This is a genomic window from Pseudomonas sp. VE 267-6A (assembly GCF_024126555.1).
GTDB classification, from domain to species: Bacteria; Pseudomonadota; Gammaproteobacteria; order Pseudomonadales; family Pseudomonadaceae; genus Aquipseudomonas; species Aquipseudomonas palmensis.
In genome coordinates this window covers 126,293-151,222 of the sequence record NZ_JAMYBY010000012.1, presented here as the reverse complement: position 1 = coordinate 151,222, position 24,930 = coordinate 126,293, and the positions used below count along the sequence as shown (strand labels likewise).

Annotated in this window: 17 protein-coding genes; 10 read left to right on the top strand and 7 right to left on the bottom strand. The window is 68.7% G+C overall.

Annotated elements, in window-relative coordinates; genetic code table 11:
• The first annotated feature begins 13 nt into the window (after positions 1-13).
• Positions 14-1,300: a benzoate/H(+) symporter BenE family transporter gene (locus NJH59_RS15920; RefSeq protein WP_116054423.1), complete on the top strand. Its 1,287-nt coding sequence runs from the start codon at positions 14-16 to the stop codon at positions 1,298-1,300.
• On the opposite strand, the gene NJH59_RS15915 is transcribed toward NJH59_RS15920, so the two are convergent.
• From NJH59_RS15915 to NJH59_RS15885, 7 genes are read right to left on the bottom strand one after another with little or no spacing between them, the layout of a single operon-like run.
• On the bottom strand, positions 1,194-3,029 hold the full coding sequence (locus NJH59_RS15915) for an ABC transporter ATP-binding protein (RefSeq protein ID WP_116054426.1): 1,836 nt from the start codon (positions 3,027-3,029) through the stop codon (positions 1,194-1,196). The genes NJH59_RS15920 and NJH59_RS15915 overlap by 107 nt on opposite strands.
• A complete protein-coding gene (locus NJH59_RS15910) occupies positions 3,026-3,844 on the bottom strand; it encodes an ABC transporter permease (protein WP_116054429.1) in 819 nt (272 codons plus the stop codon). The genes NJH59_RS15915 and NJH59_RS15910 overlap by 4 nt, the downstream gene beginning before the upstream one ends.
• Positions 3,845-3,856: 12 nt before the next feature.
• Entirely contained in the window at positions 3,857-4,918 is a 1,062-nt protein-coding gene (locus NJH59_RS15905) for an ABC transporter permease (protein WP_054915363.1), read from the bottom strand.
• Positions 4,911-6,485, bottom strand: a complete 1,575-nt coding sequence (locus NJH59_RS15900) for an ABC transporter substrate-binding protein (RefSeq protein ID WP_078480145.1) — start codon at positions 6,483-6,485, stop codon at positions 4,911-4,913. The genes NJH59_RS15905 and NJH59_RS15900 overlap by 8 nt, the downstream gene beginning before the upstream one ends.
• A 10-nt stretch (positions 6,486-6,495) precedes the next feature.
• Entirely contained in the window at positions 6,496-7,671 is a 1,176-nt protein-coding gene (locus tag NJH59_RS15895) for an LLM class flavin-dependent oxidoreductase (RefSeq protein WP_253087001.1), read from the bottom strand.
• Between the two features lie 10 nt (positions 7,672-7,681).
• A complete protein-coding gene (locus NJH59_RS15890) occupies positions 7,682-8,416 on the bottom strand; it encodes a class II aldolase/adducin family protein (RefSeq protein ID WP_043860481.1) in 735 nt (244 codons plus the stop codon).
• A 15-nt stretch (positions 8,417-8,431) separates the two neighbouring features.
• Entirely contained in the window at positions 8,432-9,487 is a 1,056-nt protein-coding gene (locus NJH59_RS15885) for an ABC transporter substrate-binding protein (RefSeq protein ID WP_054915367.1), read from the bottom strand.
• A 290-nt stretch (positions 9,488-9,777) separates the two neighbouring features.
• On the opposite strand from NJH59_RS15885, the gene NJH59_RS15880 reads away from it, so the two are divergent.
• The 9 genes from NJH59_RS15880 to NJH59_RS15840 all read left to right on the top strand — a co-directional run bounded on the left by NJH59_RS15880 (position 9,778) and on the right by NJH59_RS15840 (position 24,899).
• Positions 9,778-10,995, top strand: a complete 1,218-nt coding sequence (locus tag NJH59_RS15880; RefSeq protein ID WP_054915368.1) for an acyl-CoA dehydrogenase family protein — start codon at positions 9,778-9,780, stop codon at positions 10,993-10,995.
• Positions 10,996-11,050: 55 nt separating this feature from the next.
• On the top strand, positions 11,051-12,829 hold the full coding sequence (locus NJH59_RS15875; RefSeq protein ID WP_116054431.1) for an ABC transporter ATP-binding protein: 1,779 nt from the start codon (positions 11,051-11,053) through the stop codon (positions 12,827-12,829).
• On the top strand, positions 12,822-14,645 hold the full coding sequence (locus NJH59_RS15870) for an ABC transporter ATP-binding protein (RefSeq protein ID WP_054915370.1): 1,824 nt from the start codon (positions 12,822-12,824) through the stop codon (positions 14,643-14,645). The genes NJH59_RS15875 and NJH59_RS15870 overlap by 8 nt, the downstream gene beginning before the upstream one ends.
• 183 nt (positions 14,646-14,828) lie before the next feature.
• Complete coding sequence (locus NJH59_RS15865) at positions 14,829-15,974, top strand: LLM class flavin-dependent oxidoreductase (protein ID WP_253087000.1); 1,146 nt, start codon at positions 14,829-14,831, stop codon at positions 15,972-15,974.
• Positions 15,971-17,029 carry an ABC transporter substrate-binding protein gene (locus NJH59_RS15860; protein ID WP_043862916.1) on the top strand — a complete coding sequence of 353 codons (1,059 nt, stop codon included), beginning with the start codon at positions 15,971-15,973 and terminating at the stop codon, positions 17,027-17,029. Before NJH59_RS15865 ends, NJH59_RS15860 begins: the two co-directional genes overlap by 4 nt.
• A gap of 248 nt (positions 17,030-17,277) precedes the next feature.
• Positions 17,278-19,509, top strand: coding sequence for a TonB-dependent receptor (locus tag NJH59_RS15855; protein WP_253086999.1), 2,232 nt, complete (start codon positions 17,278-17,280; stop codon positions 19,507-19,509).
• Between the two features lie 60 nt (positions 19,510-19,569).
• Complete coding sequence (locus NJH59_RS15850; RefSeq protein WP_253086998.1) at positions 19,570-22,029, top strand: TonB-dependent receptor; 2,460 nt, start codon at positions 19,570-19,572, stop codon at positions 22,027-22,029.
• 129 nt (positions 22,030-22,158) lie between these two features.
• Positions 22,159-23,733: a methyl-accepting chemotaxis protein gene (locus NJH59_RS15845; protein ID WP_253086997.1), complete on the top strand. Its 1,575-nt coding sequence runs from the start codon at positions 22,159-22,161 to the stop codon at positions 23,731-23,733.
• Between the two features lie 113 nt (positions 23,734-23,846).
• Entirely contained in the window at positions 23,847-24,899 is a 1,053-nt protein-coding gene (locus NJH59_RS15840) for a tetratricopeptide repeat protein (RefSeq protein WP_253086996.1), read from the top strand.
• Positions 24,900-24,930: the final 31 nt, after the last annotated feature.

Genomic DNA, 24,930 nt, shown 5'->3' with positions numbered 1-24,930 from the left:
CAAGGACCTGCCCATGAACCGAACCGCTTCGCGCCTGCACCCGCGTGACCTCGTCTCACCCACCCTGGCCGCCCTGATCAGCGTCATGGTCAACTATGGCGGCACCTTCGTGCTGGTGTTCCAGGCCGCGCAACTGGGCAACCTGACCGCCGCGCAAACCGCCTCGTGGGTGTGGTCGGTGAGCATCGGCGTGGGCCTGACCGGGGCCTGGCTGAGCTGGCGCTACCGCGCGCCGATCATCACCGCCTGGTCCACCCCGGGCGTGGCGTTCCTGGCCACGGTCATGCCGTTCACACCCTATGGCGAGGTGATCGGCGCCTACGTGCTGTGCGCCATCGGCTTCATCCTGCTGGGGCTGTCGGGGGTGTTCGAGCGGCTGGTGCGCTGGATACCGGCCGGCATCGCCGCCGGGCTGCTGGCAGGCATCCTGCTGCAGTTCGGGGTCAACGCCTTCGGCGGGGCCAGCGCCGACCCGCTGCTGGTGATCGTGCTTGTGCTCACCTACGCCGTACTGCGCCGCTTCACCTCGCGCTTTGCCGTGGTCGGGGTGCTGGTGGCGGGCCTGGCCATGCTGCTGGCCCAGCAGCGCCTGGACCTGCACGGCGTGCACCTGAGCATGGCGCTGCCGGTGTTCGAAACCCCGCAGTTCAGCCTTGGCGCGCTGTTCGGCGTGGCGCTGCCGCTGTTCATCATCACCCTCACCGGGCAGTACATGCCCGGCATGCTGGTGCTGCGCAACGACGGCTACGCCACCAGCGCCAACCCGATCATCACGGTCACCGGGCTGGGGTCGCTGCTGATGGCGCCGTTTGGCGCCCATGCGTTCAACGTGGCCGCCATCACTGCGGCCATCTGCACCGGCAAGGACGCGCACCCCGACCCGGCCAGGCGCTACCTCGCCGGCATCGCCTGCGGGGTGTTCTACGTCACCGTGGGGGTTTTCGGCGTGACCCTGGCCAGCCTGTTCATGGTGCTGCCGCGCACCTTCGTCACCACCCTCGCCGGGCTGGCCCTGCTGGGCGCCATCGGTGGCAGCCTGGCCAGCGCGATGGGCGATGCGCGTACCCGCGAGACCGCGCTGATCACCTTTCTGGCCACCGCCGCCAATGTCACCCTGCTGGGTATCGGCGGCGCGTTCTGGGGGTTGCTGACCGGCCTGCTGGTGCATGCGCTGATGCACGCCGGCCGCCCGCTCAGCCCAGCCGTGGCGAGTGCGCCAGCAGCCCCTGGGTGTACGCCGCCTGGGGGTGGTCCAGCACATCCTGCGCCGGCCCCTGCTCGACAATCCGCCCTTCCCTGACCACCACCACGCGGTCGGCGATGGCGCGCACCACGCCCAGGTCGTGGGTGACGAACAGCAGGGTCATGCCCTCGCCCTGCAACTGCTTGAGCAGCGCCAGGATCGCCGCCTGCACCGACACGTCCAGGGCCGAGGTCACCTCGTCGCAGATCAGCACCGAAGGCTCGCACACCAGCGCGCGGGCAATCGCCACGCGCTGGCGCTCGCCACCCGACAGATGATGCGGGTACTTGTGCGCCGCATCCGGGGGCAGCGCGACCCGTGCCAGCGCCGCGTCGATACGCACCCGGCAGGCCGCGCCCTTGAGGCCGAAGAAGTGCTCCAGCGGCGCTTGCAGGCACTGCGCCACGGTCTGGCGCGGGTTCAGGGCGCGGTACGGGTTCTGGAAGATGTACTGGATACGGTGGCGCGTGGCCGCGGGCCGCTGGCGCGCCAGCAGGCTCAGCGGCTGCCCGTCGAAGGTCAGCTCGGCCTGGGCGGTATCGCCCAGCCCCGCCAGGGTGCGCGCCAGGCTGGTCTTGCCCGAGCCCGACTCGCCCACCACCGCCAGGCATTCGCCCTTGTACAGGTCCAGCGACAGGTCGAACAGCACCTGGCGGTCGTAGCTCAGGTTGAGGTCGCGCAGGCTCAGCAGCGGCGTGTCAGCGCAGCTGAGCATCGTTGCCGGCACCACCGCCGGCGCGGCCACGGCGGTCAGTTGCGGGTGCAGGCAGGCGACCTGCTGCGCGCTGTCCAGCGCATTCAGCGACGGCTCCAGCGAGGTGCAGGCAGCGCTGCGGCGCGCGCACCGCGGGGCGAAGGCGCAGCCTTGCGGGCGCTGGCCGGGCGCCGGGGCATGGCCGGCAATCGCCTGCAACGGGCGCTGGCGGGCCACGTCCGGAATCGCCGCCAGCAGGCCCAGGGTGTACGGGTGCGCGGGCCGCGCGAACAGGCGTTCGCGCTGCGCCACCTCGACGATGCGCCCGGCGTACATCACCATCACGCGGTCGACCAGGTCCTTGATCACGGCCAGGTCGTGGGACACGTACACCGCTGCCACCCCCTGCTCCTTGCACAGCCTGCGCAGGGTTTGCAGGATGTGCGCCTGGGTGCCGACGTCGAGGGCGGTGGTGGGTTCGTCGAGCACGATCAGGCGCGGGCGCAGCACGAAGGCCAGGGCCAGCATCACCCGTTGCTGCTGGCCGCCGGACAGTTGATGGGGGAAGCGCCTGAGAAACTCGCGATCGCCGGGCAGGCCGACGTCCACCAGGGTCTGCTGCAGCCGGTCGGCCTGGGCCGCGCGGGCAAGCTGCGGCTCGTGGGCCAGCAGGGTTTCGCGCAGCAGGTTGCCGATGCGCAGCGCCGGGTTGAGGGCCATGGCCGGGTCTTGCGCAACATAGCCGATCAGCCCGCCGCGGGCACGGCGCAGGGCATCGCCCTTGAACTCGAGCAGCGAGGCGCCGGCAATGTCGATGCGCCCGCCGGCAATCTGCGCACCGCGCCGGGCATGGGCCAGCAGCGCGGTGGCCAGGGTGGTCTTGCCCGAGCCGGACTCGCCGACAAGGCCGAGGATTTCACCGGGGGCCAGGCTGAAGTGGATGTGGTCGATGATATCGGCGCCGCTGGCGAGTTCGACCCGCAGGTTCTCGACCCGCAACGCTTCGCCGGCAACGCCGGCTCCTACAGACGGTGCAAAACCTGTAGGCGCCGGCGTTGCCGGCGAAGAGGCCATCAAGGCATGCGCATTCATTTGCGTTCTCCCGCACTGTGCCGGGCAATGCCCTCGGCCAGAATATTGGTGCCGTAGGCGAACACCCCGATCAGCAGCGCCGGTGCCAGCACCGCCCACGGCTGCACCAGCAGCCCGGCCTGGTTCTCGTTGATCATCAGCCCCCAGTCCGCCGCCGGCGGCGCCACGCCGTAACCCAGAAAGCTCAGGCCCGACAACATGCCCACGCCCCAGGTCAGCATGTTGCCAAAGTGCACCAGCAGCGGCGTGAGCACGTTGGGTAGGATCTCGCGCAGTAGAATCCGCGTGCGCGAAAAGCCCATCATCTGCGCCGCCTCCACGAACTCCTGGCTGGCCACCGCCACCGCACTGCCGCGCGCCAGGCGGATCACGCCGGGGGTAAAGGCAATTGCCACGGTCATCACGATCAGCCACGGCGCGCGCCCCAGCATCGACACGATCAGCAGCACCAGGATCAGGTCCGGAAACGCCAGCCACACATCCGCCAGCCAGGTGATGGCCTGGTCCAGGCGCTGGCGCGACAGCCCGGCCAGCAGCCCCAGCGCCGTGCCCAGCACCAGCGCAATGGCAGCGGCCGCCAGCGACATCCACAGGATCGACACACCGCCACCGAGCAGCCGCGACACCACGTCGTGGCCCAGAAAATCATGCCCCAACGGCGCCTCGCCGCTGGGCGCCCCGTACACCCCGCCAACCATGTCGGTAGGCGCATGCGGCGCCAGCCACGGGCCCAGCAGCGCCAGCAGCACGATGGCCAGGGTCACCAGCCCACCCCGACGAATTTGCGGCTCACGCCAGACACTTGCACTGAACATGCTCTCTTCCTCTCAAGGGGCCTTGGCTGCCGGGCGTCGCCACCAACTCTGGATGCCGCGACGGTTGCGCTGGATCAGCGTGACCCGCCGCGCGGTGCGCAGCCTGGGGGTCAGCAGCACGGTGAGCAGATCGGCCAGCAGGTTGATCGCCACCACGCCCAGGGTGATCACCAGCACCACGCCCTGGATCAGCGGCAGGTCGCGCATCTGGATCGCGGTGTTGAGCTGGGTGCCGATGCCGGGGTAGCTGAAGATCACCTCGGCCAGCAGCGCGCCGCCGATCAGGGTGCGCAAGGTCAGGGCCACGCCCTGCACTGCCGGCACCAGCGCGTTGGGCAAGGTGTGGCGCCACACGATGCGCCATTCGGGCACCCCGCGCAGGCGCGCCGCACTCACGTAGTCGGATTCCAGCGCCTCGATCATCGAGGCGCGTACCAGCCGCGCCAGGTACGGCAGCGACGACAGGCTCAGGGCCAGGATCGGCAGCAGCAGAAACTCCAGCTGCTGCCACAGGTGCTTGTCCGGGTCGAGGATCGACACCGCCGGCAGCAGGCTGAACTGCGGCATGGAAAACAGCAGCACCAGCCCGATGGCCAGCAGAAAACCCGGGGTGGCCTTGAGAAAGATCAGCGCCGACAGCGCCCAGCGGTCCAGGCGGCTGTCACGCCGCAGCGCCAGGCTCACGCCGATGCTCAACGCCAGCGGCACCACCACCAGCAGCACGCCGCCCAGCAGCGCCAGGGTATTGCCAAAGCGCGCGAGAATGATGCCGGCCACCGGTTGGTTCGAATCCAGCGAGATGCCCAGGTCGCCGTGCAGCACCTGCCCCAGCCAGCTCAGGTACTGCAGCAGGATCGGCCGGTTCAGGCCCAGTTGCTCGCGCAGGGTCTGGATGCTCTCCAGCGGCGCGTCGGGGCCCAGGATCACCCGCGCCGGGTCCGAGGGCAGCGCCTGGGTGGCGATGAACACCACCAGGCTGATGACCCAGGCGGTGAGCAGGCCGTAGCCCAGGCGCCCGATGAACCAGGGCAGCCAGGCCGGCAGTCGATGAGAGGTTGCGCACGGTTCAGGCATGGTTCAACCACAGGCTGTCAAAGCGCCAGGAGGCGAAGGTGGTCTGTTCGCCGTGCAGGCCGCCGACCTTGTTCGAGGCGGCGTCCAGCACGTCGGTGAAGCCCCAGATCAGCAGGCCGCCGCGCTGGTGCTGAATGGCCTGCGCCTCGTGCACCAGCTGCTTGCGCTGCGCCAGATCCGGCTGGCCGAGGGCCTGGGTGAACAGCGCACTGAAGCGCTCGTCACGGAAGTTGCTGCGGTTGTAGATCGCCAGCGGTGCATCGTTGTGCAGGCCGGTGGCCAGAAAGCCGCGGGCCGGTGTCGAGCCGGGCGACATCAGCCACTGCTCCTTCTGCGGGCCGTTGAATACCGAGGCGTCCACCGGCGTGACCTTGACCTGGACCCCGGCCTTCTTCGCCTGCTGGGCGAACACCAGGGCAGCGTTTATTTCGTTGGCGGTGGTGGTCAGCTCTATGCGCAGGTCGGTCTGCCCGGCCTGGCGCAGCAGCGAACGGGCCTGGTCCAGATCGAAGGGGCGCTGGGCGATGGCATGGTTGTAGGTGGGGTCGGTTGGCGAATACAGGTCGTTGGCGATGCGCCCGAAACCGTTGAGGCCACGGCCCACCAGCTCCTGGCGGTCGGCCAGCAGGCGGAAGGCCTGGCGCACCCGCTCGTCCTGGAACGGCGCCTTGGCGGTGTTGAGGTTGAAGCCACTGAACGAGGTGGTGGGCGACACCACCAGTTGCAGGCGCGGGTCGGCCTTGAGCAAGGCACTGTGCTCGGCCTGCACGCCGCTGGCGATGTCGATCTGCCCGGCACGCAGGGCGGCTACGCGCGATACCTGGTCCTTGAATTCGATGATCTCCAGCTCGTCGGCATATGGCTGGTTGGGCTTGTAGTAGTTTTCGAAACGGCTGAACAGCGCACGCTGGCCCGGCACGAAACGTTTGAGCCGGTACGGGCCGGCGCCCACCGGGTTGCTGACCGGGTCGTAGTCGGTAGGCACGATGCCGCCGAAGGCAATCAGGGTCTCGTCCAGCGGGAAGAAGCTGCGGCCCTGCTTGAAGCGGATCTCGATGGTGCGCTCGTCGAGCTTGCGCAGCGCCTGGCGGTCGATGGCGCCCACCAGCCCGGCAAATGGCGAGGCAAGTTTGGGGTCGGTCAGGCGCAGGATCGAGAACAGCATGTCGTCGGCGCCGATGCTCTTGCCGTGGTGGAACTCCAGCCCCGGCTTGATGCGAATGGTCCAGGCGCTGGCATCGGCATTGGGCTCGGCAAATTCGGCCAGGCCCAGGCGCGTGCTGACGTCGTCGTTCCACTCCCAGAACTTGCTGTACAGCGCCCAGCCGCGAATGATCCCGCCACCGGAAGGCTTGTGTGCATCCAGGTTGCCGGCCTGGTCGCCGTCGATGATGCCGACGCGCAGGCGCCCGCCGTGCACCGGGGTGCCCGGGCGTGCGCTGGCCGCCGCGCTGCTGGCAGGCCCGCCGGCATCGCAGCCGCCCAGCAGGCTGGAGCCCAGCAGCAGGCCGCCGCCGACGGCCAGGCTGTTGCCGAGGAAGATCCGGCGCGAGAATTCATGAGGCATGGGCAGCTCCTTAGGCCGGCTCGGCAGCGGTGCGCGCACCCAGGCGCGGGATCTCGAACCCGTGGTCCAGTTCCAGCAGCGGGAACAGCAGGTCGGCCACCCGGTGCGCTTCATCAATCAGCGGAAAGCCCGAGAGAATGAACGCCGAGGTGCCCTGCTGCTGGTACTCGCGAATGCGCTCGGCCACCTGCTCGGCACTGCCCACCAGGTAGGTGCCGGACGACGGGCCGAGGATGTCGAAGCCGAACAGGCTGGGGCCGGTCCACACGTTGGGGTAGATCTCAAGCTCGCGCGCAGTGGGCAGGCGCCCGTCGCGGATGCTCTGCACGTTGCGCTGCACCTGCGGGTTGTCGCTGTGGAAGGTGTCCAGGGTCTGGCCCGGCGGCAGGCGGCGCTCGATGGCGGCGCGGGCGGTGGCCAGGGAGGTCTGTTGCAGCAGCTTCTCGGCATGCGCCCAGGCTTGGGCCTCGGTCTCGCGCACGATGACCTGCAGGCGCGTGCCGTAGGTCAGTTCGCGGCCGATCTTCGCCGCTTCGGCGGCCACGCGGCGGAACTTGTCGCCCAGCCTGGGCGGGGTGTCGGCAAAGCTCAGGTACACGTCCAGCAGTTGCACCGAATGCGCCACGCCCACGTCCGAGGTGCCGGCGCCCCACAGGGGTACCGCCAGGCGCTGCGGCGGGTGCCAGCCGCCCAGCGGATGGCGCGCCGCCGCAGCCGGGCGTGGCGCGAGCTGCACGTACTGGCCGTCGAAACCGGCGGTGTCGCCGGCATAGATGCGCTGGAAGGCGCGCCAGTATTCCAGGCTGAACTGGTAGCGCTCATCGTGCGGGTAATGCACACCCAGGGTGGCCAGGCCCGCGTCGCTGCCATTGACCACGTTGAACAGCAGGCGGCCGTTGGAGAACTCGTCGAAGGTTAGCGCCCACTTGGCCAGCACCGCCGGCGACAGCTCGCCCGGGTGCTGCGCCACCAGAAAGCGCAGGCGCTCGGTGGCATCGATCAGTGCCGCCGACACCGCCAGGCTCTCGTTGGGGCTTGAACCCAGCAGGGCGCCGTAGAACCCCAGGCGGTCACTGGCCACCGCCAGTTGCCTGAGGTGGGCGAAATCGGTTTTCCAGCGCCCCTGGGGCTCCCACGGGTAGGGGCCGTCGGGGCTGGTGAGGTACCACAGGATCTTGATGGCCATGGCAGGTTCCTCAGGCGCGTGGGCGGTCGATGGCCGGGACCAGGCCCAGCGCGTGGGCGCGGTCGATCAGCTTGCTCATGTTCCATTGCTGGGTGAGCACGCCGGGGCCGTAGGGGCGCGAGCCGCCGATGGACTCGGCCAGCAGTTGCAGTTGCGCGCCCTCCTCCAGCAGCAGGATGAATTCGGCGGTGGCGCGCAGGCCCTGGCGCCCCCACACGGTCGCACCGCCGTTGGCTTCGAGAATCGCCGGGGTGTAGGGGTTCTCGGCCAGGCGCTCGAGAATGAAGTCGACCTCGTCCTGGCGCCGGTCGATGTACACCGGCAGCTCGCGGGCCAGCTGGTAGCGCTGCACCGGCACGTAGTGGAACGGCAGGCTGCGCTGGGTCTGCGCCCAGGCGCCCAGGTACGGGGTGTGCACGTGGGACACCGTGGTGATGCCGGCGTCTTCGCGAAACAGCCGGGTGTAGCGGCCCAGCCCGCCCTTGCCCTGGCCATGCACCAGGTTGCCGGCAAAGTCGCTGACCGTGGCCTGCAGCGGCTTGCGGTAGTCCCACGGGCCTGGGTAGTTGACCGACACCAGCAGCTCGCGGCCCGGTACGCGCTCGATGAAGCCCACGGTGCCGGCGGCGGTGATGGTGTTGGTTTCGCGGAACACGGTGAAGGCCTGTTCGGCCTCGTGCAGCACCTGCTCGATGAAGGCCTTGAGGTCGGCGTCGATCAGGTGCTCGGTGGTCAGTACGGTCATGGCGGACTCCTTGGTTCAGGCGCGGGCGCGCCGGGCCAGCAGTTGATGGGCAGCTTGCAGTGGACGCGGGTCGACCCAGTCGGCGAGGTTGAAATCGGCTTCGAGAAAGCCATGCAGGTTGAGGAAGGTCTTCTGGATGTCCAGGTAGCCCAGGCGCTGGGCCGAGAGGTCCGGGGCCAGGGTGGTGTGGAAGTCGCCACGGTAGGCTTCGTCCACGCCCTGGGCGCCGGCGCGGGTCTCGTCCTGCAGGATGCGCAGCAGTGCCTCGCGGTTGTGGCTGGCCCAGTCGGCGGCGCGCAGGGTCTGCGCGAGGAAGCGCACCACCAGCTCGAAGTGGTTGTCCAGCAGGCTCTGGTGCACGGTGATCGGCCGTGGCGTGCCGTTGTTGATGCGGTAACGCGGGTCGCTGATCTGGTCCAGGTCGATGCCCACCACCAGGCCCAGGCGGCGCGCTGCATCGGCAGCGGCGGCGCCCTTGACGTACACCGCGTCGACCTCGCCACGGGCCAGGTAGTCCAGCCCCGACCACAGGCGCTGCAGGCCCTGCTCGGGGGTGGGGGCGTCGTCCTGGTTGTGCAGCGCCACTTCCACCAGTTCGACATCGTCGAAGCTCAGGCCGGCCAGGCTCAGCGCGCCCTTGTAGCCATGCAGGCTCATGGCACGGGCGATGCTGCCCGGGCGGTTGTCGCCCCAGGCCGGCAGCGCCAGGCGCTTGCCCTTGAGGTCCCGGGCGCTGCGGATGCCGGAGTCGGGGCGTACCAGGACGGTCTGCCATTCCTCGATCCAGGTCAGGCCGATCAGGCGGCTGGGCGAACCGGCGGCGCGGGCGGCCAGGGCCGGCACGTTGCCGCCCTCGCGAAACAGCCCGGGCAACTGGTGATCGTAGTGGTGATGGCCGAGCTGGCGGGCCTCCTGCAGGGTCTCCACCGGCAGGCCGTCGGCGGCGAATTCCTCGCCCAGCCAGCCCAGGGTGTAGGCGATGCCGGAGGCGGTCGGCACCGGGCAGCGGGTGAACCAGATCTGTTCGAGGGCCGGTGCGGCAGGCAACGGCAAGGTAGCGGCGATTGACATGGGCATGTTCCATCAAGCGAAGGTAGCCATGCCATTGCAGCGCCCGTGCCAACTAACCAACTCATTGTTTTTGTTGGTTTTTTAAAGACCTTCTGAACACCGGGTGCTGGCCTGGCAGCAGTGTTGCAGCTGCCCTGCTGCTGCCAGAGCAACAATCGGCGCCCCGCTGCTGCCCCAGCAGCACCCCGCCGCCCGCACCTGGCCGCAGTCCTTGTGGCACAAGGCTTTGAGGTGTGTGGCACAGAACCTGCTCAAGGGCCTGAAACCTGTTCATTCAAGGAAGCCCCCGCATGAGTACCCCGCCCCGCCGCCTGGAAAGCGCCGCCCAGGCCATCGCCGCCGCCCATGAAATCGCCGGCCAGATCGCCGAGCTGGCCCGCGACCGGCACAACAACCGCCAGTTGCCGCGTCGCCAGGCCCAGCTGCTGTCCGACAGCGGCCTGACCGCCATCGGCGTGCCCGCGCAGTTCGGCGGGCTGGGCGCTTCGGTACAGACCATCGTCGAGACCGTGCGCATCGTGTCCGCCGCCGACGGCGGTGTCGGGCAACTGCTGCAGATTCACAACGTGATGCTGCGCGGTGTGCTCAGCGGCTACCCGGATGAAGTACGCGAGCGCCTGATTGCCGACCTGCTGGCCGGCAAGCGCCTGGGCAACGCCCTGGCCGAGGTCGGCGGCAAGAACAAGTTCGCCCTCAAGACCCGCATCGAGCGCCGCGAAGACGGCAAGCTGGTGCTCAACGGCAGCAAGTTCTACTCCACCGGCTCGTACCTGGCCGAATGGATCTCGCTGACCGCCGCCAGCGACGACGGCGGCGCCGGGGTGCTGCTGCACCGCGACACGCCGGGCCTGACCCTGCTCGACGACTGGGACGCCTTCGGCCAGAACAACTCGGTGAGCGGCACGGTGCAGTTCGACAACATCGAGCTGGACGAGCGCTATGTGCTGCGCCGCCAGGGCCCGATGAAGCGCACCGGGCTGACCTTCCCGCAGATATTGCACGCGGCCATCGACACCGGCATCGCCGCCGGCGCCCTGCAGGCCGGCATCGACTACCTCAACCAGCACGCGCGCCCGTGGGTAGAGAGCGAGGTGGAGCGCGCCAGCGAAGAGCCGCACATCATCCGCCAGATCGGTGAATACGCCGTGGCCCTGCGCGCCGCCGAATCGCTGCTGCGCGATGCCGCACGGACCTTCGATGCGCACGAGCTGGCCCCCGACGACAAGGCCCTGCAGGACGAGCTGATTCTCTCGGTAGCCACCGCGCGGGCGCACTCGGATGCCGCCTCGCTGAAGATCTCCAGCGACATCTTCTCGCTGCTGGGGGCCAGCGCCTCGCTGAGCAAATGGAACCTGGACCGCTTCTGGCGCAATGCGCGGGTGCACACCACCCACGACCCGATCCGCTGGCGCCTGCACCACGTGGGCAACTACTACCTCAACGGCATCGACCCGGGCGAATACACCGCCATTCTCGCCGCCAAGCAGAGCGCGGGCGCCAGCCGCTGAACACCGGGCGCGGGGCCTGCCCTGCGCCTGCTTTCCCCTTTGCCTCGAGTTTTCCATGAGCCCTCGACACCCGCTGCTGCGCAGCCTGGCGATCTACCGCGAAATGCCCTGGCGTTTCGCCCTGGTCGCCGGGCTGTTCGTTTTCATCAACCTGGGGCTGGTCTGGCAGCAATGGCTGATCGGCCATGCGCTGAACGACGTGAGTGCCGGCGCCGCCGTGGTACGCCTGGCCGATGGCAGCCTGGATGCACGCCTGGCCTGGCACTGGTTCTGGCTGATAGCCGCGGTGGCGCTGGGCCGCGCGGTGTTGCAGTACGCCGCGGCCATCGGCTCGCTGGTGCTCGGCCAGGCGCTGCTCACGCGCCTGCGCGAGCGCCTGCTGGCCCAGGTGCAGGCCCTGCACCTGGGCTACCACTGGCAGCACGGCATGGGCGAGATGGTCACCCGCACCACCCGCGATGCGGACAAGGTGCGCGATGCCCTGATCAGCTTCTGGCGCCAACTGGTGGAAACCCCGTTGGTGGTGCTGGCCACCGTCGGCCTGCTGGCCTGGTACGACCCGTGGCTGGCCCTGGGGCCGCTGCTGCTGACCGTGCTCGGGCTGGGCATCTTCGTGCACCAGACCGAGCGCCTGGTGGCACTGGACCGTGCCGTGGGCGCCGCCTACGACCGGGTCAACCAGGACCTGGCCGAAGGCATCGGCGCGGTACGGGTGATCAAGTCGTTCGGCCTGCAGGCCCAGCGCATCCAGGGCTTTGCCGCGCAGGTGCAGGTGTTTGCCGGGCATGCACGCCAGGCGCTGGCCTACGCCAGCTCGCGCATACCGCTGCCGCAGGCGGTGGTGGCGCTGGGGCATGTGTGGATCCTGGTGGTCGGTGCGCAGTTGGTGGCCCAGGGGCGTATCGGCATCGGCGAGCTGGTGACCTCGCTGCTGATCGCCACCACCCTGGTGTTTCGCATCGAAGGCATCGGCCGGGTGATGCAGACCTTCGCCGACGCGCGCGCCTCGGCCGAGCGTATCTGGCAGTTGCTCGATGCGCCGGTACACATCGTCAGCGGTCAGCAGTCGCTGCCCCCGGGGCCGCTGGGCCTGAAGCTGGAGGCTGTCGGTGTGGCAGCGCCCGGCGGTGGGCAGGCGGTGCTCAGCCAGTGCTCGTTGCAGATAGAACCCGGCGAGGTGGTCGCGCTGGTGGGCGCCACGGGCACCGGCAAGAGCCTGCTGGCCAGCCTGCTGCCGCGCCTGACCGAGGCCGACCAGGGCCGCGTGCTGCTGGGCAGCGCTGCACGGGGCTGGCACGACGTGCGCACCCTGGCGCTGGATGAACTGCGCCGGCGCGTGCATGTGCTGCCCCAGGAGAGCTTTCTGTTCGCCGACAGCCTGGCTGCCAACCTGCGCCTGGGTGCGCCCACGGCCAGCGACGCGCAACTGCTCGATGCACTGCGCCAGGCCAGCGCCGAGGACGTGCTGGCGCGCCTGCCCCAGGGCCTGGACACGCCGCTGGGCGACCGTGGCGTGACCCTCTCGGGCGGCCAGCGCCAGCGCCTGTGCCTGGCCCGCGCCCTGCTGGCGGCCCCCGACATCCTGTGCCTGGACGACGCCACCAGCGCGCTGGACGCGATCAGTGAACAGCGTGTGCTCGACACCCTGCGCCAGCGCCGCAGCGATGGGCATGCGCCGACCCTGCTGCTGATCGCCAGCAAGCTGAGCACCGTGCAACTGGCCGACCGCGTGCTGCTGCTGAGCAGTACCGGCATCACCGACAGCGGCAGCCATGCGCAGCTGCTGCACCGCAACCCGACCTACCGTGAACTGCTGGGGATCGAGCATGGCTAAGCCGCAAGCGGGCACTGCCCTGAGCGATATCGAGATAGAAGAATTGCTGGCAAGAAAGGCCCTGGACCGCAGCATGTTCCGGCGCCTGCTGCCGCTGCTGCGCCCGGTGCGCCGGCAGATCGGCTGGGTGATCGGCCTGGAGCTGGTGCTGGTGTTCACCGTGTTCCTGCGCCCGTGGTTCGTGCGCGAGCTGCTCGATCACGGGCTGATCCATGACGGCAACGCCTGGCTGCTGGACCCGCCGCTGGTGCTGTGGCTGGGCGCGGGCCTGGCGGCAAGCTGGCTGGGGCGCTTCGTGCTGGCGGGGCTGTCGCAGTACATCGCCGGCAGCGCCGCGATCAGCGTGCTCAACGACCTGCGCGTGCGGGTGTTTGCGCACGTGCAGGCGCTGAGCGTGGGCTACTTCGACCGCACCCGCGCCGGGCGCATCATTTCGCGGGCCGACCGCGACGTGGACGCGCTTGAGCCGCTGCTGATCCAGGGCCCGCCCGAGCTGCTCGGCGCCCTGCTGCGCTGCAGCCTGGCGGCGGTGATGCTGTGGCTGATCGAGCCGCTGTTCTTCTTCAGCCTGATCGGCAGCGTGCCGTTGCTGCTGCTCGCCACCTGGGGCTTCAAGCGTATCGCCCAGCGCAACTGGGCGAAGGTCGCGGAAAACCGCAGCCGCTTCACCGCCCACCTGGTGGAGAGCGTCAGCGGCGTTCGCCTGCTGCAGCAGACCGGCCGGCAGCAGACCAACCTGCAGCGTTACCAGGGCCTGCTGGACGACTTCAACCGCGCGCTGATTCTGGGCAGCCTGCGCTCGGGCTGGTTCGCGCCGTTCACCGCGCTGCTGGCCGCGATGGGCATGGCGGTGCTGGTGCTGGTGGGTGGCTACGGGCTGGCCGAGGGTTCGGTGACGGTAGGCCAGGTGGGTGAAAGCCTGTTCTACGTGATGCTGTTTCTGGGGCCGTTGCAGGAGCTGACCGACCTGTTCGAGCGCTATGCCACCGGTTCGGCTTCGGCGCAGCGGATCTTTCTGCTGCTGGACACCGCGCCGCAGATTCTCGACCCGCAGGTGCCCGTGGCGTTGCCCAGGGCGCGTGGCGAGGTGCGCTTCGAGCAGGTGCGCTTTGCCTATGAGCGTCAGGCGCCAACGCCGGTGATCGACGGGCTGGACCTGCACATACGGGCGGGCGAGGTGCTGGCATTGGTCGGGCCGTCGGGGCATGGCAAGAGCACGCTGGTGCAGTTGCTCACGCGCTTCTATGACGTGGACGGCGGCGCGGTGAAGCTCGATGGCATCGATGTTCGCCAGTTGAGCCAGCAGCAGTTGCGCCGGCACGTGGGTGTGGTGCTGCAGGACAACGTGCTGTTTGCCGGCAGCATCCTCGACAACCTGCGCCTGGCAGCACCGGGGGCGGACGATGCGACGCTGATCGCGGCGGCCCGCGAGCTGGGCGCCGATGAAGTGCTGGAGCGCCTGCCGCACCAGTACGCGACCCAGGTGGGGGCGCTGGGCGCGCACCTGAGCCATGGGCAGCGCCAGCTGGTGTGCCTGGTGCGGGCGTACCTGGCAGACCCCGCAGTGCTGGTGCTGGACGAAGCCACCTCGGCGGTGGACGTGCATACCGAGCGGCGCATCCAGCGGGCGTTGCGTCGGCTGTGCGAGGGGCGCACGGCGATCATCATCGCGCATCGGCTGGCGACCATTCGCGAGGCGGACCGCATCGTGGTGATCGGCCAGGGCCGCCTGGTGGAGCAAGGGCCGCATGCGCAGTTGCTGGCCAGGGGTGGGGCGTATGCGGCGCTGCATCGCAGCTATGCGCGGGCCGGTTAGGGCCAATCGCGGGTCAAGCCCGCTCCCACAGGGGGGCATTGCTCTGGTGCTGCAACCGCCGCACCCACTGCTGCTGCACTGCTGCCCTGGCAGCAGTGCAGTCGCCCACCCCCCGCAAAATCGGGCCCGCACCGCGTGGCATGACGGTTGCACCACCTCTGGCACATTCACCGAGGAACAGCCATGAGCACCGAATTCTTCTGGCGCCTGCCCCTGGGCACCGACGGGCCGCAATTGAGCACCGACCGGCACAACCGTGGCAGCTTCAGCCACCAGCACGGCCATATCGCACCCGGCCGGCTGGCAGACGGCCGCCCCGACGGCTTCACCTATATCGACTACATCGCCCAGGTGGCCAAGGCCGCCGAACTGGCCGGCTTCGAAGGCGCCCTGCTGCCCACCGGCCCCGAACCCTGGATCGTGGCCGCCGCACTGGCCCGCGAAACCCGCCGCCTGCGCTTTCTGATCGCCTTCCAGGCCGCCTGGACCCTGCCAGCCTACGCCGCACAACAGGCCGCCATCCTGCAGCACCTGAGCCACGACCGCCTGGACTGGAACATCATCACCGGCGGCAACCCCGCCAGCCAGCGCGCCCAGGGCGACTTTCTCGACCACGACCAGCGCTACCGGCGCACCGGCGAATTTCTCGACATCATCGACGGCCTGTGGCGCAACGAGCACTTCAACTACCAGGGCGAGGTCTATCAACTGGACAACGGCGCCCTGCCCGAGCACCTGGGCCATGTGCGCAAGCCGGGGGTGTACTTCTCCGGTTTCTCCGACCCGGCCCTGGACGTGGCTGCACGCCACGCCGACGTGTACCTGAACTGGGCCGAGCCGATCGAGCAACTCAGGCCGCATATCGAGCGCGTGCGCGAGCTGGCCGACAGGCAGGGCCGCACGGTGCGCTTCGGCCTGCGTGTGGACCTGTTCGCCCGCGAAACCGAAGAGGCCGCCTGGCGCGACCTGCGCCGCCAGTTCGACAAGCTCGACGGCAGGCCCAGCGCCCTCTCCAGCACCTTCAGCACTGCCAGCGACTCGGTCGGCGGCGCCCGCCAGAGCGCCTATCACCAGAACATCCAGCGCTTCGACGACCTGATTCTGGGGCCAAACCTGTGGGCCGGTTTCGCCAAGGCCAAGCCCGGCCCCACCGTGGGCCTGGTGGGCAGCCACCAGAACATCGCCGAACGCCTGGCCGAGTACCGCGACGCCGGCTTCTCGACCTTCATCCTGGCCGGCAACCCGCACCTGGAAGAAGCCCTGCGCATCGGCCAGGAAGTGCTGCCGCTGGTGCAACAACAACCCATCAAGGACCCGATGCCCCTATGACCACCCCTCTCGATACCCTCTGGTACACCCACAGCCCGGTGCCGACCGGCCTTGGCATCGCCGTGCAGACCGGGCGCCTGGCCGAGGCGTTCCAGCCGCTGGGCACCTCGATCCAGTCGCTGCGCGAGTCCAGCGAGCGCGAAGTGCGCGAAGCCCACTACGACCATCACCTGCCCAACTCGGTGCGCCACGGCGGCAACATTCCGGCGATCTGGGCCTACGCCAGCGGCGTGCAGACCCGCGTGCTGGGGCTGAGCTGGGCCGATGAGGTGCAGTTGATCCTGACCACCGAGGACAGCGGCGTGAAAAGCGTGCGCGACCTCAAGAACCGCCGCTTCGGCCTGCCCAAGTGGGCCAACGTGCAGATCGACTTCACCCGCGCCCAGGCCCTGCGCGGGCTGGAAAACGCGCTCAGGCTCGAAGGCCTGGACGTGGCCGATGTGGAGCTGGTGGACTACCCCTACGGCGGCACCCACAGCGACGAGCAGGTCACCCATGTGCATGGCGCCACGGTGACCCTGGGCATGAACCGGGTGAGCCGGCGCAACAACGAACTGATCGGGCTGCTGCGCGGCGACATCGACGCGATCTTCCTCAAGGGGGCCTCGGCCTTGCAACTGGCCCACGAGTTCGGCCTGCGGGTGGTGATAGACACCGGCTCGCACCCCGACCCGCTGATCCGTTCCAACAACGGCACGCCGCGCACCCTGACTGTTGACCTGAACCTGCTGCAACAGCATTTCGGCGCGTGCACGCGCATCGTCGACGTGGTGCTGCGTACCGAGCAGTGGGCCTGGGCCAACCCCGATGAAACCCGGCGCTACCTGGCGCGCGAGCTCAACACCAGCGAGTACTGGGTGGCGGCGGCGTATGGCGAGGACGCACACCGGCGCCTGCGGACCACGCTGGACAGTCGCTCGATCGAGGCGCTGCAGGATTTCACCGATTTTCTGCATCGGTGGCATTTCATTGCGCGGCGCTTCGATGTGCGCGACTGGATCGATTTCAGTGTGCTGGAGGCGGTGATCGGGTCGACGTCGCGGGTGGCCACCTGAAAATCGTGCCGCCCCATTCGCCAGCAAGGCTGGCTCCTACACAGGCCTCGCCCCCTGTAGGAGCCAGCCTTGCTGGCGAAGCTTTTCAAACCGGTTGCTGCTGCAGCAGCAGGCATTCCACAGCCCCCTGCTGCACCACTAGCAACCCACCCCGAAACACCCGATTAAACCCATGTAAATCAATAGCTTGCAAACATGGCACAAACCCTGCTCTAGCCCCGTATCAGCCACACTCGGGGAGCCACACCATGCATCAGCTTCATCCACTGGCCAGGGGCATCGGCCTGGGCCTGCTGCTCGCAGGCACCAGCACCGCCCACGCCGACGACAGCACCACGCCGGCACTCAAGACCGTCACCGTCACCGCACAACACCGCGAAGAAACCCTGCAGGAAGTGCCGGTGGCGGTCAGCGCGGTCCAGGGCACCAGTATCACCGCCGACGGCGTGCGCGCCATGGGCGACATCACCACCTTCATCCCCAACGCCTCGGCCAAGAACCCCGATGGCGATGGCCGCCCGCGCTGGTACATCCGCGGTCTGGGCACCGGCGACACCGGCGCCGCCACGGTCTACCCGGTGGGCATCTATGCCGACGACGTCTACCTAAACGCCCCCGTCGCCGGCGGCGGCCCGCTGTTCGACCTGGAGCGCATCGAGGTGCTGCGCGGCCCGCAAGGCACCCTGTACGGCAAGAACACCACGGCGGGGGCAGTCAACGTGATCTCGAAAAAGCCCACCTTCGACACCGACGGCTTCGGCACCATCGGCTTTGGCAGCAAGAACGAACGCATCCTCAACGGCGCCCTGGGCGGCACCCTGGTGGACGAACGCCTGGCCGGCCGGGTGTCGCTGTATTCCGAGGAGCGCGACGGCTTCACCCACAACCTGACCAACGACCAGACCTATGGCGACGTCAACAAGAAGGCCGTGCGCGTGCAGTTCCTGGCCAGGCTCAACCCGGACATGGAGGCGCTGTGGAAGCTCCACGGGCGCCAGTTCAAGGGCGATGGCAGCAGCGGCTCGCTGCCGCTGGGCACCTATTACAACGTCGGCTACCAGCGCCCCCAGGGGCGGCGCATCGAGCTGAACGTGGACGAGCACTCCAAACTCGACCACGACGGCACCTCGCTGACCCTGAACTGGGACATCGGCGACTACCGGCTGACCTCCATCACCGCCTACGACTCTATCCGCCAGCAGTCGCTGACCGACGCCGACTACACCCCCTACGAGGTCAACGGCGCGAGCGACACCGACAACCGCTACGACCAGTACTCGCAGGAATTTCGCCTGGCCTCCCCGCAGCAGGAAACCCTGCGCTGGATGCTCGGCACCCATTACTTTCACGAAACCCTCGACAGCACCGACAGGCGTTTCGTGACGCCGGGCCCGACGCCCAACGGCAGCGGCTCCAACCAGATCGGCGGGGTCGACCTGAGCAGCCTCGACTACACCCACAAGACCGACAGCTACGCGCTGTTCGGCAACCTGGCCTATGACCTGAGCGACAACTTCACCGTGACCGGCGGGCTGCGCTGGACCACCGAGAAAAAGAGCATCGACCTGGACCTGGCCCAGCTCACCCGCACCAGCGCCAACGGCCCGCTGGTGCCGCTGGGCGCTGCGGGCGCCAACGGCAACCGCGACGAGAGCAAGCGCTGGGACGCCTGGACCTACGATGTGACGCCCGAGTACCGCATCAACGACAACCTGCGGGTGTTCTTTCGCTATGCCCACGGCTTTCGCTCCGGCGGCTTCAACACCGGCCTGTCGAGCAACCTGGCGCAGCTGACCACGGTCGACCCGGAACAGCTCGATGCCTACGAGCTGGGCCTGAAATCGGAGTGGTTCGACCACCGCCTGACGGTCAACGCCAACCTGTTCTACTACGACTACCAGGACATCCAGGTCAACCTGCTGACGGTCAACAGCGGCGTGCTCACCACCGCGCTCACCAACGGTGCCAAGGGCAAGGTCAAGGGCGCGGAGCTGGAGATCGAGGGCCAGCCCACCGACTACCTGCACCTGCGCGCGGCGGTGTCGTTCCTGGACACCGAGTACACCGACTTCAAGAACGTCAACCCCACCACCGGCGAGGTGACCGCCGACTACAGCGGCAACAGCTTCGTGCGCTCGCCGCGCAACGTGGTGTCGCTGGGCGCCGACTACACCATCCCGCTGGCGATCGGCGGCAAGCTGGTGGCCGGCGCCGACGTGAGTTTTCGCGACAAGGAGTACTTTCTGGCCAACCGCCAGAGCAGCGCCGAGCCGACCCTCAGCCAGCCCCACTACACCCTGGCCAACAGCCGCCTGACCTGGTTCAGCGCGGATGAAAAGCTCAGCGTGACCGGCTTCGTCAACAACCTCACCGACCGCCGCTACCAGGTGCACGGCCGGCCCAACGGCCCCCAGGGCCAGTACGTGCTGACCTACGGCGACCCGCGCACGGTCGGCGTCAGCGTCACCAGCCGATTCTGATCGACCGCGCCGGCGGCAGGCTGCCGGCGCACTTCAACTGCCTTGCAAGGAGTACACCCCATGTTGCGTCCCACCCCCTTGGCCGGCGCCATCGCGCTGGTCATCGGCAGCGTTGCCGTGCCCGAATGCTCTGCCCAGGCCGCACCCGGCGCGGATGACAAGCTCGATACCGTGGTCGTGGTCGGCACCCGCCGCAGCGACGTCACCGCGCTGCAAAGCGCAGCCCCGGTGGATGTGCTGAGCGCCGAAAAGCTGCAGGACACCGGCGCCAGCGACCTGTCCGGTGCGCTGACCGCCCTGTCGCCCTCGTTCAGCTTCCCGCAGTCGCCCCAGGGCGCGTTCGCCGGCTCCATCGCCCAGGGCGCCTCGCTGCGCGGCCTGGCGTCGGACCAGGTGCTGGTGCTGGTCAACGGCAAGCGCCGCCATACCAGCGCCAACGTGACCCGCCAGGGCCTGGCCAACGGGCGTGGCGCAGCGGCCGTGGACCTGAGCCTGATCCCGCTCAGCGCGGTGTCGCGGGTGGAGATCCTGCGCGACGGCGCCGCCGCCCAGTACGGCTCGGACGCCATCGCCGGGGTGATCAACATCGTGCTCAAGGAGAACGACGACGGCGGCAACGTGGGCTATCGCTTCGGCGGCTACGACAAGGGCGACGGCCTGCAGCGCAAGCTCAGCGGCTGGAAGGGCCTGGCCCTGCCCAACGATGGCTTCCTGACCCTGAGCTTCGATGCCGGCAGCCAGGACCCGGCCAGCGACACCAACCCCGACAACCGGATCTTCTACCCCGGCAGCACCAGCACCGATACCCCGCGCGAGCAGAACAACCGCTACCGCACCTGGCGCTGGGGCTCGGGCAATGTCTCGGACCAGTACAACCTGGTGGCCAACAGCGAAATCGGCCTGGGTGAAGGGCTGACCGCCTATGGCTTTGCCACCTATGCGCACAAGAACACCGACGCCGACGGCTTCTTCGACCCGCCCACCACCCTGGCCCGCAACTACGGCAGCGATGCGCTGCGCCGCTACCCGGACGGGCGCCTGCCGGTCACCCGCTACAACCTGCAAGACTATGCCGTGGCCGGCGGCCTGCGCTGGGAGGACGAAACCCTGGGCACGTTCGACCTGGCTGCCAACTACGGCAACGACACGTTGAAGTCCACCGACCGCAACGCCATCAACCCCAGCTGGGGCACGGCCAGCCCGTCGAGCATCTACACCGGCGAGCGCGAGAACCAACAGACCAACCTGACCCTGGACTGGGTGCGCGACTTCCCCACCGACCTGCTGGCCAGGCCGCTGACCCTGTCGGCGGGCCTGGCCTGGCGCAAGGAGAACTACCACCTGGGCGCCGGCGAGGCGGCCGGCTGGCAGAACGGGCCGCTGTTCGGCAGCCTGGACCCGGTCAGCGGGCGGCCGATCCCCGGTTACTACTCGGGCATCACCAACGTCGATGCCGCGTCGCTGGAGCGCAAGGTGTTCGGCGCCTATGTCGACCTCGAAGGGCAGCTCACCGACAAGTTCCAGGCCGGCGTGGCGCTGCGCTCGGAGCATTACTCGGACTTTGGCGACACCACCAACGGCAAGCTGTCGCTGCGCTACGACTTCACCCCGCAGATCGCCGCACGCGGCAGCCTCAGCACCGGCTACCGCGCCCCTTCACTGGTGCAGAGCGGGCTGTCCTCGTTCAGCGTGCAGGTGGTGGAGCAGCCACCTGGCAGCGGCAACTGGGTCGAGGTGCAGCAGCGCACCCTGCGTGCCGACAGCCCCGAGGCCGCGCTGCTGGGCGGGCGCGCGCTCAAGCCCGAAGAGTCGACCAACTACTCCCTGGGCCTGGTGTGGCGCCCGCTGGCCAACGCCTCGGTGACCGTGGACGCCTACCGCATCGACATCGACAACCGCATCACCCTGTCCGACCAGTTGCCGGCCAGCGTGGTGGGGCCGATCTTCGCCGGTACGCCGTATGCCAACATCCAGAGTGCGGCGTTCTATACCAACATTGCCGACACCCGCACCGACGGCATCGAGCTGGCCGGCCAGTACCAGTGGGACCTGGCGCAGTACGGCCGGCTGGACCTGAACGCCGGCTTCGCCAAGACCCGCACGCGCATCACCGAACTGCGCGATGCCGGCGGCATTGCCGGCAACCAGATCGTCGGGCGCGCCACCCAGGGCCTGATCGAGCACGGCACCCCCGACACCAAGCTGACCCTCAGCGCCAACTGGCTGTACCAGAACTGGGGCGTGACCCTGACCCAGCGCCGCTACGGTGAATGGCAGAGCCTCAATGCCAGCAACCCCGACCTGGACCAGACCTTCAGCGCGCAGTGGATCACCGACCTGGACCTGAGCTACCGCTTCGACCAGGGGCTGAAGGTCTCGGTGGGTGCGATCAACCTGTTCGACAGCCACCCCGACAAACTCGAAGGCCAGACCCTGTACGGTGTGCAGAAGTACTCGATCACCTCGCCCGAGGGCGCCCAGGGCGCGTTCTACTACACCAGCCTGAGTTACGACTTCTGAATTTTGTCCGACAATAAAATTGAGCTGGATCAACGTTTGGCGTGATGTATGGCACTTAGCCTTCATCCACTGCGACAGCGCTTCTATAGTGTGGCGGGAACCACGTTCCCCCCACTCTAAGGAGCGTTCATGCTGCGCGTACTTTCACTGGAAAACCTCACCGTCACCCGCAAACTGGCACTGGGCTTCGGGCTGATGCTGGCCCTGGCGGTGTGGTTGGCCGCCACCGGCCTCAAGGGGTTGCACAACGACAAGACTTCGTTCGAGCGGATCAACCGACTGAGCACCCTGTTCGACGAAACGGTGTTTGCCCGCGAGGCCAACTACCAGTACGCGCTGGCGCCCCAGGCCGCCCACCTGGACACCCACCAGACCCACCAGCAGGCCTTGCACAGCGCACTGAACGCGGTGCTCGAGGACGTGCAGCGCGGCGCCTGGCCCGCCGAAGACCTGCAGACCGTGCAGCAACTGGCCGACGGCCTGCAGGGCTACATCACCACCCACCAGGCCGCCCTGGCCCTGGACCCGCCCGACAGCGCCCGGGTGGTGCAGGCCAACGCCCTGCTGGCCAACCTGCAGGGCAGCATCAACGTGCTGTACAAGAAGGAAGAGGAGCGCGCTGCCGACAGCGTGGCCACGGTGGTCTCGATTCTGCTGGGCGTGACCGTCGCGACCCTGGTGCTGGGCACCCTGATCGCCTGGCTGATCGGCCGGCAGATCGTGCGCCCGCTGCGCCAGAGCCTGGAGGCGGCCGAGCGCATCGCCCACGGCGACCTCACCGTGCAGCTGGACAGCCATCGGCGAGACGAACTGGGCCAGCTGCTGCGCGCCATCGGCGACATGAGCCAGCGTCTGCGCGAGGTGATCACGCGCATTGGTCACGGCTCCTCGCAACTGGCGGTATCGGCCAGCCAGCTGGCCACCATCACCACCCAGACCCAGGCCGGCACCGACAGCCAGCGCAGCGACACCGACCGGGTCGCCACCGCCATGAACCAGATGACCTCGATGGTGCAGGCCGTGGCGCGCAACTCCGAAGACGCGGCCCAGGCGGCCCGCCAGGCCGACGAGGAAGCCAGCGGCGCCTCGGGCATCTCGCGCAATGCCATCGTGCAGATCGAGGCGCTGGCCGGCGAGGTCGGGGTGTCGGCCGAGTCGATGAGCCGCCTGCACCAGGAAATCGACCGTATCGCCAGCGTGCTCGGGGTGATCAAGGCCGTGGCCGGGCAGACCAACCTGCTGGCGCTCAATGCCGCCATCGAGGCGGCACGTGCCGGCGAGGCCGGGCGCGGCTTCGCAGTGGTGGCCGACGAGGTGCGCAGCCTGGCCCAGCGTACCCAGCAGTCTTCCGAGGAGATCGAGCACCTGATCGGCGAGTTGCAGCGCATTGCCAACGAGAGTACGCAGATCATGCAGTCCAGCGTGGAGCAGACCCAGTCGACCGTGACCGGGGTGCGCAACACCGGCGATGCGCTGGCGGCGATCACCCGGCAGGTCTCGGACATCCAGCAGATGAGCCTGCGCATCGCCAGCGCCGCCGAAGAACAGACCACGGTGGTCGAGGAAATCACCCGCAACGTGCTGCATGTGCGCGAAACCGCCGACCAGTCGGCACTGGCCAGCAGCGAGATCGCCAGCTCCAGCGTCGAACTGGCGCGCCTGGGCAGCGACCTGCAGAGCCTGGTGGTGCATTTTCGCACCTGACGGCTCGCGGCACGGGCTGCGGCGCAGGGTGCGGGCAGGTGAAGGGGGAAAACGGATTGACTCCGTTTCCTGGCTGACCCAAGCTTGCCCCACCCCGCCTGCCCGGATGCCGCATGTCAAAACCGCGCCTCTATACCCTGCTCAGCCTGCTCGTGCTGCTCGTCATCGGGCTGGGCTACGGCTGGCTGGGTGACGCCCCGGCCCCCGCGCCGGCCCCCAGCCATGGCTACACCAAGGCGCTGACCATGGCCCATGAAGGGCAGCCGGGGGCGGCGCGGGTGCTGTACCAGCAACTGGCGCGCGCCGACCTGTCGGGCATTCGCCGCGCCAGCCTGCATGCCGAGCTGCCCAACTACCCTTCGCCGCTGGCGCTGAAGCTGGCCGACCAGGACCTGAGCCACGACGACCCGCTGGTGCGCCGCGCGGCGATCGCCAGCATCAGCGCGCTGGTGCCGGCGCCGCAGCGCAGCGTGCTGCTGGGGCCGATGCTCGAAGACCCCGAGCAGAGCGTGCGCTTTGCCGCGGTCGATGCGCTGCTGGGGCTGGGCCCGGACGATGTCGGCCTGTACTACGGCCCGCTGCAGCAGGCACTGGAGCAGTACCAGCAGGCCTTGCTCAAGCAGCTCGACGATGCCGCCGCCCAGGTGCACCTGGCCCGGCTGTACGTGCACGAGGGCCATGACGACGAGGCGGCGCAGGCACTGGAGCGAGCGCTGGCGCTGGCCCCCGACGACCTCGAGGCACTGGCGGCCAAGGTGCGCCTGCTAGACAGCCAGGGCCACGCCGATGCCTCCCGCGAGCTGCTGGCCCAGGCGCTCAAGCGCCACCCCGACTCGGCCTTTCTGCAACACGAGCTGGGCCTGTGGCTGATGCGCCACGACCAGCACGAATACGCGCTGCTGGCGTTCGACCGGGCCCTGGCGCTGGACCCGGACAACGCCGAGTATCGCTTTACCCTGGCGTTGACCCTGCACAGCCTGGAGCAGGTCGAGGTGGCGCAGAAGCAGCTCGAAACCCTGCTCGCCCGCCAGCCGGCCAACCGCAAGGCGCGGGTGCTGCTGATCGGCTACTGGAAAGAGACCGGCCAGCTGCAGAACGTGCAGGTGCTGCTGGCCCAGCTGGAGCAGCAGAACCCGGACGATCCGCTGGTGCAGCAAGGCCTCTGAGGCCCCTCGTCCGGGCTCCCGCAAGCGTTTT